This is a genomic window from Pseudomonas sp. 31-12, assembly GCF_003151075.1.
In the GTDB taxonomy this organism is placed as follows: Bacteria; Pseudomonadota; Gammaproteobacteria; order Pseudomonadales; family Pseudomonadaceae; genus Aquipseudomonas.
This window is the reverse complement of record NZ_CP029482.1, coordinates 5,312,852-5,331,169: the sequence shown is the minus strand read 5'-3', so window position 1 is coordinate 5,331,169 and position 18,318 is coordinate 5,312,852. Positions and strand designations below refer to the sequence as shown.

General features: G+C 59.2%; 20 protein-coding genes and 1 pseudogene. 13 read left to right on the top strand and 8 right to left on the bottom strand.

Annotated elements, in window-relative coordinates:
• Window positions 1–75: 75 nt before the first annotated feature.
• Window positions 76–492 (bottom strand): GNAT family N-acetyltransferase, encoded by a 417-nt coding sequence (locus DJ564_RS25190; protein ID WP_109634206.1) that lies wholly within the window; start codon window positions 490–492, stop codon window positions 76–78.
• A gap of 324 nt (window positions 493–816) precedes the next feature.
• Between DJ564_RS25190 and DJ564_RS25185 the strand changes: the two genes are divergently transcribed.
• From DJ564_RS25185 to DJ564_RS25170, 4 genes are all read left to right on the top strand, one after another.
• Window positions 817–1,758 (top strand): fatty acid desaturase, encoded by a 942-nt coding sequence (locus DJ564_RS25185; protein ID WP_109634204.1) that lies wholly within the window; start codon window positions 817–819, stop codon window positions 1,756–1,758.
• Window positions 1,759–1,929: 171 nt separating this feature from the next.
• Complete coding sequence (locus DJ564_RS25180; RefSeq protein WP_109634203.1) at window positions 1,930–2,721, top strand: phosphate/phosphite/phosphonate ABC transporter substrate-binding protein; 792 nt, start codon at window positions 1,930–1,932, stop codon at window positions 2,719–2,721.
• A 223-nt stretch (window positions 2,722–2,944) separates the two neighbouring features.
• Window positions 2,945–3,478: a sigma-70 family RNA polymerase sigma factor gene (locus DJ564_RS25175; RefSeq protein WP_109634201.1), complete on the top strand. Its 534-nt coding sequence runs from the start codon at window positions 2,945–2,947 to the stop codon at window positions 3,476–3,478.
• Window positions 3,475–4,488, top strand: a complete 1,014-nt coding sequence (locus DJ564_RS25170; protein WP_109634199.1) for an ABC transporter substrate-binding protein — start codon at window positions 3,475–3,477, stop codon at window positions 4,486–4,488. Before DJ564_RS25175 ends, DJ564_RS25170 begins: the two co-directional genes overlap by 4 nt.
• Before the next feature lie 135 nt (window positions 4,489–4,623).
• Here DJ564_RS25170 and gstA read toward each other — a convergent pair whose 3' ends face one another.
• Window positions 4,624–5,229 (bottom strand): glutathione transferase GstA, encoded by a 606-nt coding sequence (gstA, locus tag DJ564_RS25165; RefSeq protein WP_109634197.1) that lies wholly within the window; start codon window positions 5,227–5,229, stop codon window positions 4,624–4,626.
• 99 nt (window positions 5,230–5,328) lie between these two features.
• On the opposite strand from gstA, the gene DJ564_RS25160 reads away from it, so the two are divergent.
• The 3 genes and pseudogenes from DJ564_RS25160 (at window position 5,329) to DJ564_RS32945 (ending at window position 7,906) form a co-directional block, all read left to right on the top strand.
• Window positions 5,329–6,225, top strand: coding sequence for a LysR family transcriptional regulator (locus DJ564_RS25160; protein WP_109634196.1), 897 nt, complete (start codon window positions 5,329–5,331; stop codon window positions 6,223–6,225).
• Between the two features lie 283 nt (window positions 6,226–6,508).
• Window positions 6,509–7,363: pseudogene (locus DJ564_RS32950) on the top strand (PAS domain-containing protein); the annotation flags it as partial.
• Window positions 7,337–7,906, top strand: a complete 570-nt coding sequence (locus tag DJ564_RS32945) for a methyl-accepting chemotaxis protein (RefSeq protein ID WP_256597531.1) — start codon at window positions 7,337–7,339, stop codon at window positions 7,904–7,906. The pseudogene DJ564_RS32950 and the gene DJ564_RS32945, both read left to right, overlap by 27 nt.
• A 77-nt stretch (window positions 7,907–7,983) precedes the next feature.
• On the opposite strand, the gene DJ564_RS25150 is transcribed toward DJ564_RS32945, so the two are convergent.
• The 3 genes from DJ564_RS25150 to DJ564_RS25140 all read right to left on the bottom strand — a co-directional run bounded on the left by DJ564_RS25150 (window position 7,984) and on the right by DJ564_RS25140 (window position 9,795).
• Window positions 7,984–8,514 carry a hypothetical protein gene (locus DJ564_RS25150; protein ID WP_109634192.1) on the bottom strand — a complete coding sequence of 177 codons (531 nt, stop codon included), beginning with the start codon at window positions 8,512–8,514 and terminating at the stop codon, window positions 7,984–7,986.
• A gap of 159 nt (window positions 8,515–8,673) precedes the next feature.
• A complete protein-coding gene (locus DJ564_RS25145) occupies window positions 8,674–9,306 on the bottom strand; it encodes a glutathione S-transferase family protein (RefSeq protein ID WP_109634191.1) in 633 nt (210 codons plus the stop codon).
• 57 nt (window positions 9,307–9,363) lie between these two features.
• A complete protein-coding gene (locus tag DJ564_RS25140; RefSeq protein WP_109634189.1) occupies window positions 9,364–9,795 on the bottom strand; it encodes a PACE efflux transporter in 432 nt (143 codons plus the stop codon).
• A gap of 121 nt (window positions 9,796–9,916) precedes the next feature.
• Between DJ564_RS25140 and DJ564_RS25135 the strand changes: the two genes are divergently transcribed.
• Complete coding sequence (locus DJ564_RS25135) at window positions 9,917–10,789, top strand: LysR family transcriptional regulator (RefSeq protein WP_109634187.1); 873 nt, start codon at window positions 9,917–9,919, stop codon at window positions 10,787–10,789.
• Between the two features lie 81 nt (window positions 10,790–10,870).
• Here the strand turns inward: DJ564_RS25135 and DJ564_RS25130 are convergent, their stop codons facing one another.
• Window positions 10,871–11,902: a LacI family DNA-binding transcriptional regulator gene (locus DJ564_RS25130; protein ID WP_109634185.1), complete on the bottom strand. Its 1,032-nt coding sequence runs from the start codon at window positions 11,900–11,902 to the stop codon at window positions 10,871–10,873.
• A 215-nt stretch (window positions 11,903–12,117) separates the two neighbouring features.
• Here DJ564_RS25130 and DJ564_RS25125 point away from each other — a divergent pair, with 215 nt between their 5' ends.
• Together DJ564_RS25125 and DJ564_RS25120 are read left to right on the top strand one after the other, a co-directional pair.
• Entirely contained in the window at window positions 12,118–12,651 is a 534-nt protein-coding gene (locus DJ564_RS25125) for a gluconokinase (RefSeq protein ID WP_109634183.1), read from the top strand.
• Window positions 12,652–12,733: 82 nt separating this feature from the next.
• Window positions 12,734–14,086, top strand: a complete 1,353-nt coding sequence (locus DJ564_RS25120) for a GntP family permease (protein WP_109634181.1) — start codon at window positions 12,734–12,736, stop codon at window positions 14,084–14,086.
• 113 nt (window positions 14,087–14,199) lie between these two features.
• Here DJ564_RS25120 and alaC read toward each other — a convergent pair whose 3' ends face one another.
• On the bottom strand, window positions 14,200–15,417 hold the full coding sequence (alaC, locus tag DJ564_RS25115) for an alanine transaminase (RefSeq protein WP_109634179.1): 1,218 nt from the start codon (window positions 15,415–15,417) through the stop codon (window positions 14,200–14,202).
• A gap of 139 nt (window positions 15,418–15,556) precedes the next feature.
• Between alaC and DJ564_RS25110 the strand changes: the two genes are divergently transcribed.
• From DJ564_RS25110 to DJ564_RS25100, 3 genes are all read left to right on the top strand, one after another.
• Window positions 15,557–16,219 carry a LysE family translocator gene (locus DJ564_RS25110; RefSeq protein ID WP_109634178.1) on the top strand — a complete coding sequence of 221 codons (663 nt, stop codon included), beginning with the start codon at window positions 15,557–15,559 and terminating at the stop codon, window positions 16,217–16,219.
• A gap of 68 nt (window positions 16,220–16,287) precedes the next feature.
• Window positions 16,288–16,773 (top strand): GyrI-like domain-containing protein, encoded by a 486-nt coding sequence (locus tag DJ564_RS25105; protein ID WP_109634176.1) that lies wholly within the window; start codon window positions 16,288–16,290, stop codon window positions 16,771–16,773.
• Between the two features lie 314 nt (window positions 16,774–17,087).
• Window positions 17,088–17,576, top strand: coding sequence for a GNAT family N-acetyltransferase (locus DJ564_RS25100; RefSeq protein WP_109634174.1), 489 nt, complete (start codon window positions 17,088–17,090; stop codon window positions 17,574–17,576).
• A gap of 131 nt (window positions 17,577–17,707) precedes the next feature.
• On the opposite strand, the gene DJ564_RS25095 is transcribed toward DJ564_RS25100, so the two are convergent.
• The gene (locus DJ564_RS25095; protein WP_109634173.1) at window positions 17,708–18,313 is read right to left on the bottom strand and encodes a pyridoxamine 5'-phosphate oxidase family protein; all 606 of its coding nucleotides are present in this window, start codon (window positions 18,311–18,313) and stop codon (window positions 17,708–17,710) included.
• Window positions 18,314–18,318: the final 5 nt, after the last annotated feature.

Sequence of the window (18,318 nt, the reverse complement as noted above, 5' to 3'; positions counted from 1 at the left end):
ATCCGTGTTGAATGTACAGGCCTCATCGCGGGCAAGCCCGCTCCCGCTCTATGATCTTCAAAAGGCTGGCGTGAGTTACCTGGCTGGATCCAGGCCCATGGCAATCATCGGTTTGCTGCGCGCGTAACGGCTCAGGCGTTCGATCATGGCGTAGGGCATGTGCGGATCGAAGGAAAATCCTCGGCGTTCATAAAAGCCTCGCAAGTCCGGGTGGCAGAACAGCCAGACCGGTTGGTCGAGACCGCGCACCGCTTCGGCGATCAACCCCGCCGCGATCCCCTGTCCCCGACAGGCCGGATCGATGAACAACCCCGTTAACCAATGCCCCCCCGAGACCGGCCGCAGACACAGCGCGCCAATGATCTCGTCGCGCCGGGCGACCCACCGCTGAGCATCACGGACGGCTTTCATCGACGATTGGTGGGCGCGATAAAACTTGTTCATCAGCGGCCATAACGGCTCGGCGAGCAGGGTGTACTGGGTGTCGGGCATGGGTTTGATCTGTCGGTGCGCAAAGCGGACGATTATAAAAGAACGCGCGGCCGGGGATAGGTGTATACCTGATCTCACATCCCGTATGAGTGGAGTACGTATCATGGCCAAAGGCATGGATTCAAAAAAAGCGGCAAAGAAGAAACCGGCGAAAACCGCCGATGAAAAGCGCGCAGACAAGAAGGCCAAGAAGGTGGATGTGTTCGGTCATTGATCCCGCTTTAATCGATCGTTCCCACGCTCTGGGAACGATCACCAAATAATCTGCAAGATTTCCCTGCGCCATTGCACAGAAGGGGACTGGTCCCCGATCTGAGCAACGCCATGCCCCATTACTTCGATGCCGCCCACCGAGAAGAAATCGAAACCCTGCGCCAACGCCTGACCGCTCGCACCGAGTGGCCGACCTGGCTGTTGCTGATCGGCGTGTATGGCGGCTGGTTCAGCATTGTTCTGGGGAGCAATCGACTGGGGCTCTGGTGGAGCACGGTGTTGCTGATCCCGCTGGTGGTGCTCTGGTTGTCGGTGCAACACGAGTTGCTTCACGGGCATCCCACTCGTTGGACATCGCTGAACAAAGTCCTCGGCTACGCCCCGTTCGCCGTCTGGTATCCCTACACCCTGTACCGCGACAGCCATTTGCTGCATCACCGCGACGAAGACCTGACCTTGCCCGGTCGCGACCCGGAAAGCCGTTACCTGACGGCCGAGCAGTGGCAGGGCCGTTCACTGTTTGAGCAAGGCCTGCACTGGCTGAACAAAACCGTGCTCGGGCGCTTCATGCTCGGCGCGCCGCTGGCCCTGCTGGCACTGGCGAAAGAAGAACTGCAGCGGCTGATCCACGGTGAGCGGCAGGCGTGGTTGATGTGGCTGACCCACGGCGGGCTGACCCTGCTGATGCTGGTGTTCATCGCGCGCTACAGTGTGCTGCCGGTCTGGCATTACCTGTTGCTGATCAGCGTGCCGGCGCTGTCGGTTGCGATGATCCGCTCCTATTATGAACACCGCCCACACGCCGCACCCGAGCAACGCACCGTGCTCAACGAAGCAGCCTGGCCGTGGCGCTGGCTGTTCCTGAACCTGAATTTTCACTTGGTGCATCACGACTTGCCGGGCCTGCCCTGGTACGACTTGCCACGCGCCTACCACGCGCGTCGCGAACAATGGCTGGCGCGCAGCGGCGGGTTTCTGGTGCGGGGTTATGGGCAGTTGTGGCGGGAGAATGGCGTGAAAGCCATCGATAGCCCGAGGCATCCGTTCCACTGATCCATGAACGCCACTGAACCTGTAGAAGTGAGCCTTTGTGGCGAGGGGGCTTGCCCCCGTTGGACTGCGCAGCAGTCCCATTTTTGGGGCCGCTTCGCGACCCAACGGGGGCAAGCCCCCTCACCACAAAAGCCCGCTCCCACAGGGTTACTTGTTGCCTGGAAGATTTTGATGACTGAACACCTCGCTGAACTCCTGATGTACGTCGCCCCCGAGCCGATCCGCGCGGCGAACGAACGCTGGCTCTCGCGCATCCTCGATCACCTGGGCCATTCCCGTTTGAGTGCCGAAGGCCTGTCGCTGCCCGAACTCTGGTTATCGCCGGATGTGCTGCTGACCCAAACCTGCGGCTACCCGCTGATGACCGCCTTGCGCGGCAAAGTCCGGGTCATCGGTCGGCCGCGCTATGAACTTCCCGACAGCGATGGCGGCAACCATTGCAGCCTGCTGCTGAGCCGCGCCGATGACCCACGGCGAACCTTGCTTGAGTTGCGCGGCAGTCGCGGGGTGATCAATGGCCAAGACTCCAACAGCGGCATGAATCTGTTGCGCCACCGCTTGGCGCCGCTGCATCGCGACGGGCAGTTCTTTTCCAGTGTCGCCATCAGCGGCAGCCACCGCGAAAGCCTGCGTTGGCTGCGTGAAGAACGTGCAGACCTGGCGGCCATCGACAGCGTGACCTTCGCCTACCTGGCGCGGCATGCCGACGAAGAAGTCGCAGGTCTGCGCGTCGTGGCCCGCAGTGCGTTCAGCCCGACCTTGCCGTTCATAACGGCGTTGACGCAGACCGATGAACAGGTTGAAGCGCTTCGGCAGGTGATGAACATCTCATTGAACGAGCTGCCCGATGTCGCGGAAATCCTCGGCCTGGAAGAAGTGCTGCTCGCCACCGAAGCCGACTATCAAGTCATTCTCGACTACGAGCAGGAGGCTGAAGCGTTGGGGTATGGGCGGTTGCGTTGACTGATAGATTTTTTCGCGGGCAAGCCACGCTCCCACAGGATGTCGGTGAACCCTGTGGGAGCGTGGCTTGCCCGCGAAAGCGATAGATCAGGCATCACTGATATAAAGTCCTAAATAGAATATAAAAATGAATTTTAAGTATTATTAAAGAATAAGGCTCCTTGCTAGGATCCGCGTTACCGGATCACCGGACATTCAGCGACCCCCAACCCTTGGAGCCTCTATGTCCGGCACCGACGCATCCCATCAAAACAACGTAGGCGGATTGTTCCGCGCTCATTACCCGTGGCTGTGCGCACGCTTGCGCCGACATCTGGGCACCAACGCCAGTGTCGAAGACATCGCCGCCGAAACCTTCGTACAGTTGCTCGAGTCGCCAGCGCTGACACCCATCCGCGAACCTCGCGCCTTGCTCACCACCATCGCCCGTCGCCTGGTTTATCAGCTCTGGCGTCGCCGCGATCTGGAACGCCAACACCTGGAACAACTGCAGCAGGCCGACCTTGTCGGTGGACGCTCGCCTGAGGATTTGCTGCAGCTATCCCAAACCCTGAAGAGCCTGGACCGCGCCCTCGACCGCATACCGGGCAAGGTCCGGGCGACGTTCCTGATGTCCCGTGTCGACGGCCTGACCTACCCGCAAATCGCCGCCGAACTGGGTATTTCCCAACGCTCGGTCAGCGTTTACATGACCCGCACCCACGCCTTGTGCGCCCAGCACAGCGCCAATCAACACTTGACCCAGAGGTCCGCATGAGATCAATCAAAACCCTGCTCGGCAGTTCGCTGCTGGCCCTGAGCCTGGTGGCCAGCCACGTTCCGGCAGCCGAAAAAACCGCCCCGATTCACTTCGGTGACATCACCTGGGAGAGTGGAAGCCTGATCACCGAAATCCTGCGGCTGATCGTCGAGAAGGGTTACGGCTACCCGACCGATACCTTGCCGGGCAGCACCGTCAGCCTCGAAGCGGCGTTGGCCAAGAACGACATTCAGGTGATCGGCGAGGAATGGGCCGGGCGCAGTCCGGCGTGGGTCAAGGCCTCAGCCGAGGGCAAGGTGTTTGGTGTGGGCGACACGGTCAAGGGCGCCACCGAAGGTTGGTGGGTGCCGGAATACGTAATCAAGGGCGACCCCGAGCGCGGCATCAAACCGTTGGCTCCTGAGCTGAAATCCGTTGCCGACCTGGCCCGTTACAAGGACGTGTTCCGTGACCCGGAAGACCCGAGCCGCGGACGTTTCCTCAACAGCCCGACCGGCTGGACCTCGGAGATCGTCAACAGTCAGAAACTCAAGGCCTATGACCTGACCGCCAGCTACGTCAACTTCCGCACCGGCTCCGGCGCGGCGCTGGATGCCGAAGTCGCTTCGTCGATCCGCCGCGGCAAACCGGTGCTGTTCTACTACTGGTCGCCGACGCCGCTGTTGGGCCGTTTCAAACTGGTGAAGCTCGACGAGCCGCCGTTCGATGCCGAAGCCTGGAAGACCTTGGCCGATGCGAAAAATCCAAACCCTAAAGGTACGCGCTCGATGCCGGCGAGCCTGGCGATTGGCGTCTCGGCGCCGTTCAAGGCGCAGTACCCGGACCTGGTGGCGTTCTTTGAAAAGGTCGATTTCCCGATTGATCTGCTGAACCAGACGCTGGGGCAGATGAGTGAAAAACGCCAGCAACCGCGTCAGGTGGCCGAGGCGTTTTTGCGCGATCAGCCGCAGATCTGGAAAGCCTGGGTGCCGGAGGAAGTGGCGACGAAGGTGAGCGTGAGTTTGTAGTGGTTACCTGATGTTTTTGCGGTGCATGAGCTACCGCATTCGCGAGCAAGCCCGCTCCCACAGGGGCCTCCTGTGCACACAATATTTGTGAACACCCGAAATCACCTGTGGGAGCGGGCTTGCTCGCGAAGGGCTTCAGACCGATACCGATTCACCCGCCAACGCCGCCTTGACGGCTGGCCTCTGGTCAATCCTGGCCTGAAACCGCACCAAGGCCGGCCACTGGCCCAGATCAATCGCAAACAGTGGTGCCCAACGCAGTACCGTAAACAAATACGCATCAACCACGCTGAAATCACCCATCAAATACTCCTGGCGCTCCAGCGTCTCGCTCAGCATTGCCAACCGCTTGAACAACTTCGCCTTGATCAGCGCTTTCACCTCCTCTGGAAACCCGGCATTAAACAGCCAGCCCAGGCCACCATGAATCTCGGTCGAGACAAAGTTCAGCCACTCCTGCAACCGCACCCGCTCGAACGTGTCGATCAGCGGCGCCAGGTTTGCCTCGGGGCGCAGGTTCGCCAGGTATTGCAGGATCGCCGGGCCTTCGGTCAGCACCTCGCCGTTCTCAAGTTGTAACGCTGCGACGTAACCCTTGGGGTTGATCGCCAGGAAGTCATCACCCGCGACAGTGGTCTTGGTGCGGTTATCGACGCGAATCAATTCGAACGGCAAATCCAGTTCACGAAGCACAATGTGCGGCGCCAGCGAGCAGGCGTTCGGGGCGTAATACAACTTCATCGGCAGGGCTCTGGTGAGGGATTTGCGCCAGTGTCATAGTGCGCGGCACCCTCGGTAAAATTAATCTTTCAGAGCGCTGCCATAAGGAAAGCTACTGCCATGATGAATCTGATGCACTGGCGAATGGTGGTGGCGGTGGCGGACACCGGCAACATCACCCGGGCCGCCGAGCGGGTCGGCATGACCCAGTCCGGTGCCAGCCAGGCATTGGCGTTGATCGAGGACACCCTCGGCGTTCAGCTGTTCAGCCGGGAGAATCGCCAGACCCTGCCGACAGCCATCGGCCTGCCAGTCATCGAGCAGGCGCGCATGATGCTCGGCGCCCTGGAAAACATTCGCAGCACCGTCGATGCCGCCAAAGATATCCAGCGTGGGACTATCCGCCTCGCCAGTTTCCCCATGGTGCTGGCGACTTTTCTCCCGCCGCTGTTGCGCCGGTTCAATCGCCTGTATCCCGGCATCCAAGTGGTAGCGCTGGAAGTTAGCGACGATGAAGTGGAAGCCCTGCTCGGGGCCGGGCTGGTCGATGTCGGCGTAGTGTTGAACCCGCCGCCCGAGCGCAATGCCGGACGGTTGGGGCGCGATGCGTGGATGGCGGTGCTGCCCGGCGGGCATCCGCTGGCCCGCCGTTCGAACGAGGAGGGCGTGACACTTGCGGAGTTGGCTGAACAGCCTTTTGTGCTGGCCACGGGCGGTTGCTCGACCAACGCACGAAGCCTCGCCGCCGAGGCTGGTTTGCAGTTGAGTGATGTGCGGGTCGAGGTCCGTGAATGGAGCAGCGCGTTCACGCTGGTGCGCGAAAACATCGGTGTCACCCTGGTGCCGGAAATGACCTTGCCGGGCAATCGCCAAGGCCTGCGCGTGGTGCCCGTGCATCCGCGAATCCATCGCGAGTTCGCCCTGGTGGCCGCACCCGACAAAAAAACCTCGCCAGCGGTGCAGGCATTGCTGGACATGCTCGCTGAACCGATTTTGTCCTCAATACTGGCCGACTAGTGGCCTTGCGTCCCTGAAGTGGCTGGCTAAGCTGACTCGTAGCTAATCATGTCGCTCGCCATTTGAAGAGGGCGCAGCAAGAGTGCCCAAACCAAGGCACCGACACGGAGCAACAAGGAGCTGTGCGGTTAAGGGAATGACTTATTAAAACATCAGGGCTGGCCCGGTCCCGGGCTATCAAGAGAAGGATGTCTTGATAAGAGCGTTGCTACATGGACTCTCCGATTGAACATCATTGATCACCTGACACTTCCTCCCGTGGAGGAACGCGTGTGCCTGTTCCATGGAACGATGTGGCGGATCCGTTGAAAGGCCAAAGAACTTTCATCATTCAAAAGAGCGCGCTAAAGGTGATACGACCATGTTTAACCTACATCACAAGGCTGACCTGCTGGAAATCGAACGCTACAGCGGCGCGTTGAGCGAAGCCAATGCCAAGTTGGCGGCTGTCAGTCGTTCGATGGCGATGATTGAATTCACTCCCGACGGTATCGTGCTTGAGGCCAACGACAACTTCTGCAGCGTGATGGGTTACCGCGCCGACGAAGTGCGCGGCAAACATCACCGGATCTTTTGCGAAGAAACGTATTACCGCAGCGACGCTTACGCGAAGTTGTGGCGAGACCTGGCCCGGGGCGAACCGGTCAGCGGCACCTTTTTACGGCTGAACAAGAAAGGCAAAGAGATCTGGCTTGAAGCCAGTTACATGCCGGTGTTCGGTCCCGACCGCCAGGTGAAAAGCGTGATCAAAGTCGCCACTGACATCTCCGCCCGGGTTTACAAGGAACATGAAGAAGAGAGCATGCTCGCCGCGATCGGTCGCTCCATGGCGGTGATCGAATTCACCCCGGAAGGCAAAGTCATCGCAGCCAATGAAAACTTCCTCAAGACGATGCATTACTCGCTCAACGAAGTGGTGGGTCAGCACCACAGCCTGTTTTGTCACCGCGCCGAAGCAGAGTCGCAGGCTTACAAGGCGTTCTGGGCGTCACTCAATCGCGGCGAATATCACTCGCACCGTTTCGAGCGCAAAGACAAATACGGCCATACGGTTTTTCTCGAAGCCTCTTACAACCCTTTGTTCGACGCCAAGGGCCGGCTATACAAAGTGGTGAAGTTTGCCAGCGACATCACCCAGCAAGTGACCACTTTGCAAACCGCTGCTGAGTCGGCGCACAGCACTTCAGTGCAGAATGATGCCTGCGCGCAGAAAGGTTCTCAGGTGGTGCAGCAAACCGTGCAGATCATTCAGGACATTTCCCGGGATCTGAACGAGGCCGCGCTCAGCATCGATGCGGTGAGCAAACAGTCCGACATCATCGGCAGCATCGTACAGACCATCCGCGGCATCGCCGACCAGACCAACTTGCTGGCGCTCAACGCAGCCATCGAAGCGGCGCGGGCGGGGGAGCATGGGCGCGGGTTTGCGGTGGTGGCCGATGAAGTGCGCAGCCTCGCGGCACGCACGAGCCAGGCGACGCTGGAGATCGTCGATGTGGTGCGCAAGAATCACGATCTGTCGTTGAGCGCGGTGTCGAGCATGCAGTCGAGCTTGAGTCGAACCGGACTTGGGGTGGAGCTGGCGAACGAGGCGGGGGAGGTGATTCTGGAGATTCAGCAGGGCTCACGGCATGTGGTGGATGCGATCAGTCAGTTCAGCGAGACGTTGCAACTGAACTGACCCAATCGCGCCGCGTTCTTTTTAGCAGCCGGACGCAGTCTGCACCAGCTGCTACATAAGAAGCGTTGCTCCAGCGGTTAAAGCGAAGCAAGAAACTTGTCGACCACCTGGCTGCTGCCTTTTTCACTGCTGGCGTTTTCTTTCTCCGCCTGCGCCAGTTTGATCTTGTCCTCCATGCGCTCGGCCATCTCTTTAGCAATCGCCTGCTGTTTCTCCGGCGGCATTTGCTCCACTTCTTCTTTCGTCAAACCCATCTCTTCCAGAATGGCGTCTTGCATGCGCTCTTCCGGGGTTTTGCTCATGTATTCCTTGAAGGCGTCCGAGGCCAATTGAACATCGGCCGGTAGTTTGGCGGACGTGGCTTGCAGCTCCACGCGGGTTTTCGCGAACGCTTCATCGACGTTGTCGCTGATTCTGCTCGCCTCACTGACTTGCTGCGTGGCGTTTTGGGTGGCCGATTGCTCTATCTGCGCAGCTTTCGCCTGAACGTTGCTTTGCAACGTTTGCAGCATCGCACCCTGAAGTCCGTCAGCGGCTTCGGCGGTCGAGTTCTTCCCCGGCCGCTTGGACAAGGGGATCATTTGTATTTGTTTTTCACTGACCAACATAGTGAGTCGACCTTGTAGGTGTTTGTGGTGCAGTGCGTTGAGCAAATAGTATGCCTATATAAAAAATACTATATGTGTCAGCTAGTTACAGGTTTTTCGAGGCGGGCGGCGCAGGTTTTGCGGTTAACCTTTGCCGCCCGGCGGCAAGCAGCATTGGCATTAAGGCAAGCCATTGCAGCCGTATTTGAGGAAGCCCGGACGTTGTGCCAGTCGTTGAAAATACTCGTCGATGGCCGGGTAGTCGGGCCGCTCCATCGGCGTCATCAACCAGCGGTTGACGGACAGTCCGATGACGATGTCGGCCAGGGTGAAACGTGGGCCGGCGACATACGCTTTGGTGGTCGTGAGCTGGTGCTCGAGGATGCCCATCTTCTGGTTCCAGCCACGTACACCGGCGGCAATGTGATGCGGATCCTGGAACTCCGGATCCTTGCGGACCAGGGCCGTGAACGCGTAGCTCCATGAGGCATTGAGTTCGGTGGCTTGCCAGTCCATCCACTGCTCGATCCGAGCGCGTGCCGCCGGATCGTGCGGTAACAGCTCGGTGTTGTGGTGCTTGCCGGCCAGGTAGCGGCAGATGGTGTTGGACTCCCACAGTACGCCCGCGTCGTCAATGATCACCGGCACTTGGGCATTGGGATTTAGCCGGAGAAACTCCGGCGTATGGGTGGACGCATAACCGCCGCCCCAGTCCTCACGTTCGTAGGTAACGCCCAGTTCCTCACAGGTCCACAGGACCTTTCTGACGTTGATGGATGACGCTTTACCGAGGATTTTCAGTGCATGTTCCATTGAGCTACTCCGTTAGCGATTCGACGCTTCAGGAATCTGACAGACTTTGCGTGGTTTTCAAACCGGATCCGGCAGTGCCGAGGCCGGCAACCCAAAGGTGCGATCAAACAGCCAGTTGAACGCGAAGGTGTAGCACGGGATGAAAATAATCAGCGCCAGATCCAGCAGGAAGGCTTGCACCAGGCTGATGTTCATCCACCAGGCGATCAGTGGGATGAGAAACACTATCAAGGTTAGTTGAAATCCCACGGCATGGGCGATGCGCCGTTTAACGGTGCGCGTGCGCGATGGCTGGCGGCTTTCCCAGCGTTCGAACAACGAGGTGTAGATGAAATTCCAGGTCACCGCGATGGTGGTGATGATGACTGCCAATGGGCCAGTGCTGCCCGGCGAGGTGCCTGACAACAGGGCCAGGCCCAGTGCCGAAATCGTCATGCCGATGACTTCGTACAGCGACACGTAGACCAGTTTGCGTTTAACGCCTTGCATGCAGATTTGCCTCTTTTTTGCGAACTTGAAGCCAGGAGCACTGGCGAAGGCGGCGAAAGATAGCTTCAATAGAGCTGACAGAAAAAGTCAGTAGCTTTCAGTTTTATTGATAGGACGAGGGATGAATTTCAACAGCGACAGCATCGAGTTGTTCCTTGCCGTGATCGAGCGCGGCTCGTTTTCCGCGGCAGCGCGTGCGTTGGGTAAAGTGCCGTCGGCGGTGAGCATGGGCATTGCCAATCTGGAGGCAGAGCTCGGTTATCCGCTGTTCGATCGCAGCCATCGCGAACCGGTGCCGACGGCGATGGCCAGCGCGCTGGTGCCGCACGCGCGGTTGATCGCCGAACAACTCAAGCAGCTGCAAGTGCATGCGATCGAACTGTCGCTGGGGCTGGAAAGCAAGTTGTCGATTGGCGTCGTGGCAGACCTCGACAAGCGCCGTTTGCTGGCCGCGATCAAGGTCATCGCCGAGCGTCATCCGCTACTGGAAATAGAAGTACTCAGCGCGCCCCAGGACGATGTGCTGGCGATGCTCCACTGCGGCCGCGTCAGTGTTTGCCTGGCGTTCGCCGGGTTGAGCATGAACGTACTGGAGCGATTTCAGTTCGTCGGTACAGAGCGGATGATCGCCACGCTGGCGGCGGACAATCCGCTGTTTCAGGGCGAGGATCTGTTTCTGGAGGATCTGGTTCACGTGCGGCAAATCATCGTTGCCAGTTGTGACTTGCCGATCAGTGAAACCCGGCCCTTGGTGGGCGAATCCTATTGGCGCACTGACACCCTGGCCATGGCGCTGGACATGGTCGAAGCCGGGTTGGGCTGGGGCAATTTTCCGTTGTCGGTGGTGCAGCCTTTGCTCGATGCCGGAAGGCTCAAGCGCCTGAGTTTTCGCAACATCGAGAACGGTTTGGTGCTGCCGGTGCACGCGGTGTGGCTCAAGAGCCAGCCGTTGCAGAAAGGCGCGTTGGCGTTTGTGGAGTTGATGGGACGCTGAGCATGCGGTGATTCCGGTGGGAGCGGGCTTGCTCGCGAAGGCGCAGTGACTGACATCATCCATTTCAGCTGGAAGGCGGTATCAGGTGCTCTCGCGCACCTTCAACTCAAACCCCATGTCTTGCACCGGTTTCGCCACCGGATTCCCCGCCAGCAACATCAGCATCAACTCCGCCGAACGCCGGCCAATCGCCTCGCGCGGGGTGCTGATGCTGCTCAAGCGCGGCACCATGTGTGCTGAGGCGGGCAGGTCGTTGAAACCGAGGATCGCTACACGTTCGGGGATTTTGATCCCGCAGCGCATGGCTTCAAGCAGTGCGCCCTGGGCCAGGTCGTCGTTGCCGAAGAAGATCGCATCCACATCAGGATGACTGGCCATCAATTGAAGAAACAGCTCGCCGCCCAGGCCGACGGACGAAGCCCGTGGCGTCAGCACTTCCAGGTCCGGGTCATACAAGCCGGCCTTTTGCAGGGCTTTGCGAAAACCCTCGCCACGCAGCAGGGTGCGTTGATCCAGTTGCGCGCCAATGTAGGCCAGGCGTTTGCGCCCACGGGACAGCAAGTGTTGCGCCGCCGTTTCACCCGCAGCGAGTTGCGAAAAACCCACGCAATTGAGCCCGGCCGCGCTGTCCAGTTCCATCATGTACACGCACGGAATGTTGCTCGCCTCGATCATCCGGCGCGAACTTTCCGTGCGATCGAAACCGGTGAGCAGCAAACCGCGTGGCTGATACGCCATGTAATTGCGCAGCAGGTTTTCTTCTTCGTCACGCGAATAATGGAAGTTGCCGATGAGCACTTCGAAGCCCTTGGGACGCAAAACCTGATGAATGGCTTCCAGCGTATCGATGAACAGCAAGTTGGACAGCGAAGGCACCAGAACCACCACCGAATGGCTCTGGGCCGAGGCCAGCGCGCGGGCGGCAGGGTTGACCACGTAGTTGAGTTCAGCGGCCGCTTTCTGCACTTTTTCCACCAGTTCGGTGGCCACCGTGCTGACGCCCCGCAGGGCGCGGGAGGCGGTGATCGGGCTGACACCGGCCAAGCGTGCCACTTCGTTCAGGGTAGGGCGGCCAGTGGTGCGCGTATTTTTATCGTTTTTAGGGGAGATCATCGGACGGCTTGCCAAACAAAATTCGAGGCACTAAGGTAGCGCTGTCTCGATGCAGCTGCAAATGCGTGAGCGGGGTTTGCCTGATCCCCGCTTTTTGGCATTGGGAACGAACATGCTGCAACCCACAAAAATGACAAGAAGGCGTCGGCAACTTCTACCTTTGTTCTAGTGTCATAACCGGCAAAGGTAGCGCTGTCTGCGCGCTGAGGTGTTACATGAATCATCCCATCACCGCCCTGGTCATCATGGGCGTTGCCGGTTGCGGCAAGACTTGCGTCAGCGAGGCCTTGTGCCAACTCAGCGGCGCGACCGCCATTGAAGGCGACACTTTCCACCCTGCCGCCAATATCGAAAAGATGAGCGCGGGGATCCCCCTGAACGACGACGACCGTGCCGGCTGGCTCGACAGCCTGTGCGATGAACTGCGCCGCGTTGACGCCCAAGGCCAGCGCCCGGTGCTGACTTGCTCGGCCCTCAAACACATTTACCGCGAACGCCTGCGCAGCGCCTTGCCGGGCCTGGGCTTCGTGTTTCTTGAACTGACCCCGGAAGTCGCCGCTGATCGTGTCTCCCATCGGCCGGGCCACTTCATGCCGTCGACGTTGATCGACAGCCAGTTCGCCACCCTTGAATCGCCCGTTGGCGAGCCCTTGACCCTGGCTCTGGACGCTTCGAACCACAGCGTCGAGCAATTGGCGAAGCAAGCCCATGACTGGTGGCAGGCTCATGGCCTGAAACAAGCCGTATGAGTTTTGCCAGAAGAGATAGCGCTGTCCTTATGGCTTGCGAATTCCTCGCTTTAATAACAACAACAACCAGGAGACACCCCTAATGTTTGGCATGTCCCACGAGACGTTCCTGCTGCTCGATGCAGTGGTCACGGTGATCGGGCTTATCGTCCTGATCACCAAGTTCAAGCTCCACCCCTTTATTGCCCTGATCATCGCCGCAGCCTTTCTCGGGCTGACTTCCGGCATGCCGATCGGCACCATCATCAAGGCGTTCCAGGACGGCTTCGGTGGGGTGCTCGGTTTCGTCGGGATCATCCTTGCGCTGGGCACCATGCTCGGCAAAATGATGGCCGAGTCGGGCGGGGCGGATCAGATTGCCCAGACCCTGATTCGTGCGTTCGGCAAGGACAAGGTGCAGTGGGCGATGATGTTCGCCGCGTTCCTGGTCGGTATTCCGCTGTTCTTCGAAATCGGCTTCGTGCTGCTGATCCCGCTGGTGTTCATCGTCGCCCGGCGTACCGGTGTGTCGATCATCAAGATCGGTATCCCGCTGCTGGCCGGTCTATCCGCCGTGCACGGCCTGGTTCCGCCGCACCCGGGTCCGTTGCTGGCCATTGGCGTGTTCGGTGCCGACATCGGTAAAACCATTCTTTACGGTCTGATTGTTGCGCTGCCGACGGCCATTATTGCCGGTCCGATCTACGGCACGTTCATAGCAAAATACATCCCCGGTCATCCTAACCAGGAACTGGTGGATCAACTGGCACGTGAAAACGACTCTGCCGATCTCCCGAGTTTCTCCATCACCTTGATCACCGTGCTGTCGCCGGTTTTCCTGATGTTGCTCAAGACCTTTGCCGATGTGGTGCTGCCGGACGGTAACTTCTTCCGCACCTTCATGGACCTGATCGGTCACCCTATCTCGGCTCTCCTGCTGGCGTTGCTGCTGTCGCTGTACACCTTCGGTTACAAGCAGGGCATTGGCTCTAACCAGATGCTCAAATGGCTGGATGCCAGCCTTGCGCCAACCGCCGCGATCATTCTGATCATCGGTGCCGGTGGTGGCTTCAAGCAGATGCTGGTCACCAGCGGTGTGGGTGACGTGATCGGCCACATGGCGGTGGAAGCGCAGATCTCGCCAATCCTGCTGGCCTGGCTGGTGGCGGCGGTGATTCGTATCGCGACCGGTTCGGCGACCGTGGCGACCATTACTGGCGCGGGCATCGTGGTGCCGGTGGTGGGGATGATTCCGGGTGTGAACCGGGAGCTGCTGGTGCTGGCCACAGGTGCCGGTTCGTTGATCCTGTCTCACGTCAACGACGCCGGTTTCTGGCTGGTGAAGCAGTACTTCAACATGACCGTGGCGGAAACCTTCAAGACCTGGACCGCGATGGAAACCATCCTGTCCATCGTTGCGCTGGGCTTTATCCTGCTGCTGTCGATGTTCGTCTAAACGCTGCAAAACAGGTGGGAGCGGGCTTGCCCGCGATGGCGGACTTACATTCAGCATCTTCGTTGAATGTTAAGCCCTCATCGCTGGCAAGCCAGCTCCCACAGTTTTTTGTGTCAGGCGTTGGTTTTGGTGACTAGCCCATCCGCGCGAAACATCCCGCGAATCCCGCGCACAGCCTGACGAATCCGGTCCTGGTTTTCGATCAGCGCAAAGCGCACATGATCATCCCCATACTCACCAAACCCGACACCCGGCGAGACGCAGACTTTGGCCTCGGCGAGCATCTTCTTGGCAAACTCCAGCGAGCCCAGGTGCGCATAGGCGTCTGGAATCTTCGCCCAGACGTACATCGACGCTTTCGGATTCTCGACCATCCAGCCCAACTCATGCAGGCCTTTGACCAACACGTTGCGACGCTGCCGGTACTGCTCGGCGATGTCCTTGACGCACTGCTGATCACCTTCCAGCGCCGCAATGGCCGCGACCTGCAGCGGGGTGAACGTGCCGTAGTCGTGGTAACTCTTGATCCGCGCCAGGGCGTTGACCAGTTCGGCGTTGCCGACCATGAAACCGATGCGCCAGCCCGCCATGTTGTAGCTCTTGGACAGGGTGAAAAACTCCACCGCGATGTCCTTGGCGCCCGGCACCTGCATGATCGACGGGGCTTTCCAGCCGTCGTAGACGATGTCGGCGTAAGCCAGGTCGTGCACCACCAGAACGTCGTACTGCTTGGCGAGGGCGATCACCCGCTCGAAGAAGTCCAGCTCCACGCATTGAGCCGTAGGGTTGGACGGGAAGCCGAGGATCATCATTTTCGGTTTCGGGATCGAGCCACGAATCGCGCTTTCCAGTTCGGCGAAGAAGTCCACGCCCGGGATCAGCGGCACCGAACGCACCTGGGCGCCGGCAATCACGGCACCGTAGATGTGAATCGGGTAGCTCGGGTTCGGCACCAGCACGGTATCGCCCTGGTCGAGGGTGGCCAGCATCAAATGCGCCAGGCCTTCCTTGGAACCGATGGTGACAATGGCTTCGGTTTCCGGGTCGATGTCGACCGCGTAGCGATCCTTGTACCAGTTGGAAATCGCTCGGCGCAGACGCGGAATACCCTTGGACGTCGAATAACCGTGGGTGTCTTCGCGCTGGGCGACGGTCACCAGTTTTTCGACGATGTGCGGCGGAGTAGGGCCATCAGGGTTGCCCATGCTGAAGTCGATGATGTCTTCGCCACGACGACGGGCGGCCATCTTCAGCTCGGCAGTGATGTTGAATACGTAAGGGGGGAGTCGATCTATGCGCGCAAAGCGGCGCGGCGAACCTGGGTTAGCCATTGGTGCCTCGGATAACGTGAGCGCCCGGAACCGTCCGAGCGACGCTGGCCACTGCGGTGGCCTGTTGCGGAAGATAAGGGCTGGTATGGCACACTGTCCAGCGACTCTGTAAACAAATTTGTCCGAAGGAACCCGGTTGATGGAATTTACCAGCGGCTTTCTGCTGAGCCTTTCGCTGTGCCTGGATATCGGCGTGGCCAATATCGCGATGATCACGTTGGCCATGCAGCGCGGCTATTTTCAAGGCTTTGCTTTGGGCTTGGGGACCTGTGTCGGTGACCTGATTTACGCGGTGCTGGCGCTGGCGGGGATGACCGTTTTGCTGCAATACGAAACCGTGCGCTGGGTGCTGTGGATCGGCGGTTCGGCGTTGCTGGTGTATTTCGCGGCGAAGATGATTTATTCGGCGATTCACCATGAAGCAGTGCTGGCGCAGTCCGCCGAAGTGGGGCAGAACTCTCACCAGAAGGAGTTTTTCCGCGGGATCTTCCTGGCCATGTCGTCACCCAGCGCCATCCTCTGGTTCGCGGCGGTGGGCGGCACGTTGATCGCCCGTTCCGGTGGCGGTGATGCCGTCAGCTCTGCGTTGTTTCTCGGTGGCTTTCTGTGCGCCGGAGTGCTCTGGTGCGTCGCGTTGTGCTTCGCCGCGAGCCATGGAGGCAAGTTGCTGGGGGACAAACTGCTGCGTTACTCCTACATGGCATCGGCGGCGATCTTCTGCTATTTCGCGGTCTACGTGATCCTATCGGGTTACAACGAGTTCGTTGGCAGCGGCGCCGTCGAGCAGTTGCACGCCCTGTAATTGGGCGAATCGGGTTTGGCTTCTATACTCCCAGCCGAACCCACTTTTTTCGTCTCAGGAGTTGAGTCATGGATGAGCAAACAGGCGTAAAACCGGCCGAACCACGCTTTGAACACGGGCACTTCCTGCTGATAGCAGGCCTCGGTGGTCGATTTACCGCAGCTACAACCAAAGACATCCCAGCGCTTTGGGAAAAATTCATTCCCGAGATTGGCAAGATCCCCGGCCAAAAAAGCGAAGTGACCTACGGCATCTGCTGCAATCCTGATGGCAAAGGTGGTTTTGAATACATCGCCGGCATCGAAATCGACAAACTCGACGACCTGCCCGACAAGTACCGCTGGGTCGAAGTTCAGCCCCAGCATTACGCGGTGTTCGAGCACAAAGGCTCGCTGGACCAGTTACCCGCGACCTTTCAGTACATCTGGAAAACCTGGCTGCCGCAGTCCGGTAAAGAAGCGGCAGACGCCCCGGAGTTCGAACGCTACAGCGAAGATTTCAACCCGAAGCTCAATACCGGCGTTCTGGAAATCTGGCTACCGCTCAAAGCCTGACGAGCGCATCAAGAGGCGGACCGGGTCCGCCTCTTGAACGTCACTTGCCTTGCTTCATCCGTCGCGCTCGCAACACGTCAATCGACAACGTTACAAAGCCAAACGTGCTGATACCCAACAGCAAAAGAAGGCCGATCTGAACGCTGCTCATGGTGTGTTCCCCTATTGATGGTCAGAGACAGGCAACACCAATAATCCGAACCGATCGGCAATGAAAGCGCCTATACGAAGGCTTTACGACGTCAGCAGTGATCGATATGAACACCTTATTAATTTATGATCCCCAGCCTTTCCCACGCTGAATCCGAGCTGCCATGAACACCGTCATCCGCCACGTCACCCCCGCCGACCTGGACCGCTGCTTCGCCATCGAAACCGTTGCCTATGAAGGCGACGAAGCCGCCACTCGCGAGAAAATCGCCACCCGCATCGCCACCTGGCCCGAGGGTTTCATCGTCGCCGAAGTGGACGGCGTTGTAGCCGGTTTCATCAATTCCGGTGCGGCGTTTGAAGTGGAAATGTCAGACGAAGCGTTCAAGGAACTGATCGGCCACGACCCGGCCGGGCCGCATGTGGTGATCATGTCGGTGGTGGTGCATCCGGATTATCAGGGGCAGGGGCTGGCGAAGCGTTTGATGGGCGAATTCATCGAGCGGATGCGGGCGACGGGCAAGACCACCCTCCACCTGATGTGCAAAGAACGGCACATTCCGCTGTATGCCGGATTCGGGTTTGCCTACATCAAGCCTTCAGCTTCGGACCATGGCGGCATGGCGTGGCATGAGATGGTGTTGACGCTCTGATTGAAGCGGTGTGGCGTGAATGGCCTTCGCGGGCAAGCCTCGCTCCTACACGATTGAGTCGAACACAACATTTCACATCGACGCGAACCTGTAGGAGCGAGGCTTGCCCGCGAAGGCAATCCTGATCAATTCTAATAGAGGCTATCCCGCACCCGCGCCGGCGCTTCCCGGTCATACGTTTCGGCATCGAACTGCCCGTCATTCAAGCGCTTGTGAAACGCCCCCGCCGTCGGCAACGCTGATCGATCCAGATGCTTCTCGGGGTTCCACACATCCGAACGCACCATCGCTTTCGAGCAATGGAAGTACGCCGCTTCCACGGTCACCAGCATCACCGTGCGCGCCGGTTTGCCGTTCACCGCGAAGCTTTCCAGCAACGCCGGTTCCGCGCTGATCTTAGCCGTGCCGTTGACCCGCAACGTCTCGCCGATTCCTGGAATGATGAACAGCAGTGACACCCGTGAATCGAGCACCACATTGCGCAGCGTATCGATGCGGTTGTTGCCCGGCCGATCCGGGATCGCCAGGGTTTGCGGGTCAATGATCCGCACGAAACCCGGCGTATCGCCCCGGGGCGAACCGTCCAGGCCGTCAGGGCCTACCGAGCTGATGATCACCAGCGGCGAGGCGCGGACCATCGCCCGATAGTCCTCGTTCAAAAAGGCAATCTGCTTCTTCACGGCGCGGTCGTGGGGTTGGCCGTAGATCGCTTCCAGTGCTTCGATGCTGTCGAGCATAACCA

Excerpts from the sequence above, each read along its gene's own strand:
- DJ564_RS25190 (WP_109634206.1), bottom strand. The coding sequence starts at position 492 with ATGCCCGACACCCAGTACACCCTGCTCGCCGAGCCGTTATGGCCGCTG.
- DJ564_RS25185 (WP_109634204.1), top strand. The coding sequence starts at position 817 with ATGCCCCATTACTTCGATGCCGCCCACCGAGAAGAAATCGAAACCCTG.
- DJ564_RS25180 (WP_109634203.1), top strand. The coding sequence starts at position 1,930 with ATGACTGAACACCTCGCTGAACTCCTGATGTACGTCGCCCCCGAGCCG.
- DJ564_RS25175 (WP_109634201.1), top strand. The coding sequence starts at position 2,945 with ATGTCCGGCACCGACGCATCCCATCAAAACAACGTAGGCGGATTGTTC.
- DJ564_RS25170 (WP_109634199.1), top strand. The coding sequence starts at position 3,475 with ATGAGATCAATCAAAACCCTGCTCGGCAGTTCGCTGCTGGCCCTGAGC.
- gstA (WP_109634197.1), bottom strand. The coding sequence starts at position 5,229 with ATGAAGTTGTATTACGCCCCGAACGCCTGCTCGCTGGCGCCGCACATT.
- DJ564_RS25160 (WP_109634196.1), top strand. The coding sequence starts at position 5,329 with ATGATGAATCTGATGCACTGGCGAATGGTGGTGGCGGTGGCGGACACC.
- DJ564_RS25150 (WP_109634192.1), bottom strand. The coding sequence starts at position 8,514 with ATGTTGGTCAGTGAAAAACAAATACAAATGATCCCCTTGTCCAAGCGG.
- DJ564_RS25145 (WP_109634191.1), bottom strand. The coding sequence starts at position 9,306 with ATGGAACATGCACTGAAAATCCTCGGTAAAGCGTCATCCATCAACGTC.
- DJ564_RS25140 (WP_109634189.1), bottom strand. The coding sequence starts at position 9,795 with ATGCAAGGCGTTAAACGCAAACTGGTCTACGTGTCGCTGTACGAAGTC.
- DJ564_RS25135 (WP_109634187.1), top strand. The coding sequence starts at position 9,917 with ATGAATTTCAACAGCGACAGCATCGAGTTGTTCCTTGCCGTGATCGAG.
- DJ564_RS25130 (WP_109634185.1), bottom strand. The coding sequence starts at position 11,902 with ATGATCTCCCCTAAAAACGATAAAAATACGCGCACCACTGGCCGCCCT.
- DJ564_RS25125 (WP_109634183.1), top strand. The coding sequence starts at position 12,118 with ATGAATCATCCCATCACCGCCCTGGTCATCATGGGCGTTGCCGGTTGC.
- DJ564_RS25120 (WP_109634181.1), top strand. The coding sequence starts at position 12,734 with ATGTTTGGCATGTCCCACGAGACGTTCCTGCTGCTCGATGCAGTGGTC.
- alaC (WP_109634179.1), bottom strand. The coding sequence starts at position 15,417 with ATGGCTAACCCAGGTTCGCCGCGCCGCTTTGCGCGCATAGATCGACTC.
- DJ564_RS25110 (WP_109634178.1), top strand. The coding sequence starts at position 15,557 with ATGGAATTTACCAGCGGCTTTCTGCTGAGCCTTTCGCTGTGCCTGGAT.
- DJ564_RS25105 (WP_109634176.1), top strand. The coding sequence starts at position 16,288 with ATGGATGAGCAAACAGGCGTAAAACCGGCCGAACCACGCTTTGAACAC.
- DJ564_RS25100 (WP_109634174.1), top strand. The coding sequence starts at position 17,088 with ATGAACACCGTCATCCGCCACGTCACCCCCGCCGACCTGGACCGCTGC.
- DJ564_RS25095 (WP_109634173.1), bottom strand. The coding sequence starts at position 18,313 with ATGCTCGACAGCATCGAAGCACTGGAAGCGATCTACGGCCAACCCCAC.